Origin of the sequence: Aeromonas cavernicola (assembly GCF_002795305.1) — a bacterium.
Lineage (GTDB): Bacteria > Pseudomonadota > Gammaproteobacteria > Enterobacterales > Aeromonadaceae > Aeromonas > Aeromonas cavernicola.
Genome location: NZ_PGGC01000220.1, coordinates 1 through 2,680, shown reverse-complemented (window position 1 = coordinate 2,680; position 2,680 = coordinate 1). Strand labels below are relative to the sequence as shown.

Sequence of the window (2,680 nt, the reverse complement as noted above, 5' to 3'; positions counted from 1 at the left end):
GGGGTGGCTATCGATCCCCCGACCGACATTGGCAGAGTGCTCCCCTTTTTGCAGATGAGGGATACCACAGGCAAACTCCACCACTTCAAGGCCGCGGGTCAGCTCCCCCACCGCATCGCTTAATACTTTGCCGTGCTCTTCGCTGATCAGACGAGCCAGCGTATCTTGGTGCGCTTCGAGCAGGGCTTTAAAGCGAAACAGCACGCGGGCACGGCGTAGGGGCGGGGTTTGCGACCAAGCCGGGAAGGCAGCATGGGCCACCGCGATCGCTTGGCGTACCTCGTCTGCGCTGCTCAGCACCACCTGACGGATCGGCTCACCGAGGGCGGGATTATAAACCAAGCTATGGCGTTCACTGTGGCTGCGGCTAAGGGCACCGCCCACATAGTTCTGTATGATGTCCATTCAAAACCTCTCTATCGCTGATAACCAGATGTTTTTGGTTTTTATTTTTCATTTAATACAATATTTGGTTTTTATGTTTCATTTTGTGATCTGTTCGACATTGCTGTGTCATATTTGTTATCAGGCTGTTTTAACAAGGCAGTGGCGGGCTTTTTTGCGGGAAAAATAACGAAATAGTTTACAGTTTTAATGATTATGAAAGAATGCTTGTTCCATTTTCATAGCCTAGCAATCCGTGCTTGTTCAATGTTTACTGCACTGTGGCATAGTCCGAAATATTATTTTTTGTGCTTATATTTCATAGGATTAGCGGTTGTTTTGTAGACTTGCACAGGCCGCTCTGCCCCGTTAAGAGGGATGTCACCAGTTGGAGAGAGAAATGACAGCGGCGAAAAACCTAGCAGAACTGCAAGATCAGATCCGCACGCGCTACAGCGAGCTCAGCAAACGCCTGCAGCAAGTAGCTAAATATCTGATTGATAATAAAAATATTGTTGCCATGCAGACGGTCGCGGCGATTGCCAGCGAGGCGGGTGTGCCCCCATCAACCTTGATCCGTTTTGCCAGCACCTTTGGCTTTAGCGGCTTCAATGAAATGAAACAAATTTTTCGACTCGACCTGGTCAAAGAGACGGCCAGTTACACCGAGCGCGCCCGTTTGTTTCGTGAGCTAGAGGGCGAAGCGTCAGTCCAGCAACCACACCATATTCTGCAAGAGTTTGTGCGGGCCAATACCCAATCCATGCAGCAATTAGTGCTACATACCCCAGAAAATGACTTGAGTCTGGCCCTCAATTTATTGGAAAAAGCTGACACCATCTACGTGATTGGGTCACGTCGCTCCTTCAGTGCCGCGGTCTATTTGCGCTACGCCCTTGGCCACTTAGAGCGGCGCACCGTGTTGCTTGACGGCCTCGGTGGCATGTTAGGCGAGCAGATAGCCCTGATGAGCAGTCGAGATGTGGTGATCTCGATCAGTTTTACCCCTTATGCCGATGAGACCCAGATGGTCATAGAAAAGGCGGCACAGGTGGGGGCCAGCCAAATCGTGGTGACCGACAGTCAAATCAGTCCCTTGGCCTCGCTCAGTCACGTTTGCTTTGTGATCAAAGAGGCGCAAGTCGGTGCATTTCGCTCGCAAGCGGCCACCCTGTGTCTGCTGCAATCCCTTGCGGTGGGGCTGGCATTTAGGAAAAGTGAGGCGTCGTGACGGGATCGTGGGTTTCGTCAGGGGGATCACAAAATTTCATTTTAATTCCATGTTTGCCTGTTTTTGAAATTTTCATTTCTTTTTCTGTTCGATAGAGTGAGCTGAGCACTCGTCTCAATCCCGCGATCACAAGGGGCCCCATGGTGGGGGATGAGTGAGCGATAGCAGGGAGTCTCTATGCAGCGGATCAGAATGACGATGGCCCAAGCACTGGTGAAATTTCTTAATCAGCAATACGTTGAGGTGGATGGGGTCGAGCACCCATTGGTACATGGCATTTTCACCATTTTTGGTCATGGCAATGTGCTGGGCTTAGGTCAGGCGTTGGCGCAGGATGCGGGCCATTTACGGGTCTATCAAGGCTGTAACGAGCAGGGCATGGCGCACATTGCCCTCGGTTTTGCGAAACAGCACAAGCGAAAACGGATCTGTGCCGTGACCTCATCGGTGGGACCGGGGGCCGCTAACATGGTGACGGCGGCGGCGACCGCAACGGCCAACCGCCTGCCACTGCTGCTGTTGCCCGGCGATCTATTTGCTTGTCGCCAGCCCGATCCGGTGTTGCAGCAAGTCGAGCAGTACCATGATGCCAGCCTGAGCACCAATGACTGTTTTCGCCCCGTTTCCCGCTATTGGGATCGCATCTCGCGCCCTGAACAGTTGATGAGCGCCCTGCTCAATGCCATGCGGGTGTTGGTTGATCCGGTCGATACCGGAGCGGTCACCCTCTGCTTACCGCAGGATGTGCAGGCCGAGGCGTATGACTATCCTGCCGCTTTTTTTGCCCGCCGAGTTCATCGTATTGAGCGCCGCCCACCGAGCGAGGCGATGCTGGCCGATGCGGTGGCGCTGATCGCCAGGAAGCGCAAGCCGCTGCTGGTGTGTGGCGGCGGGGTGCGCTACAGCGAAGCCCATGAGGCGCTGCGCCAGTTTGCCGAGCGTTTTAATATCCCGTTTGCTGAAACTCAAGCGGGGAAAGGGGCCATCGTGGCGGATCATCCGCTCAATGTGGGCGGGATCGGCACCACCGGCTGTTTGGCCGCCAACCGCTTGGCCGCAAGCGCG

At 54.0% G+C, this 2,680-nt stretch carries 3 protein-coding genes; 2 read left to right on the top strand and 1 reads right to left on the bottom strand.

Features of this window, described 5'->3' with window-relative positions:
• On the bottom strand, positions 1-405 hold a 405-nt coding region (locus tag CUC53_RS18005; RefSeq protein ID WP_157798325.1), incomplete at its 3' end, for an aldehyde dehydrogenase family protein.
• A gap of 379 nt (positions 406-784) precedes the next feature.
• On the opposite strand from CUC53_RS18005, the gene CUC53_RS18000 reads away from it, so the two are divergent.
• Together CUC53_RS18000 and CUC53_RS17995 are read left to right on the top strand one after the other, a co-directional pair.
• Entirely contained in the window at positions 785-1,615 is an 831-nt protein-coding gene (locus CUC53_RS18000; RefSeq protein WP_100295381.1) for a MurR/RpiR family transcriptional regulator, read from the top strand.
• Between the two features lie 177 nt (positions 1,616-1,792).
• On the top strand, positions 1,793-2,680 hold an 888-nt coding region (locus CUC53_RS17995; protein WP_272896781.1), incomplete at its 3' end, for a thiamine pyrophosphate-binding protein.

Excerpts from the sequence above, each read along its gene's own strand:
- CUC53_RS18000 (WP_100295381.1), top strand. The coding sequence starts at position 785 with ATGACAGCGGCGAAAAACCTAGCAGAACTGCAAGATCAGATCCGCACG.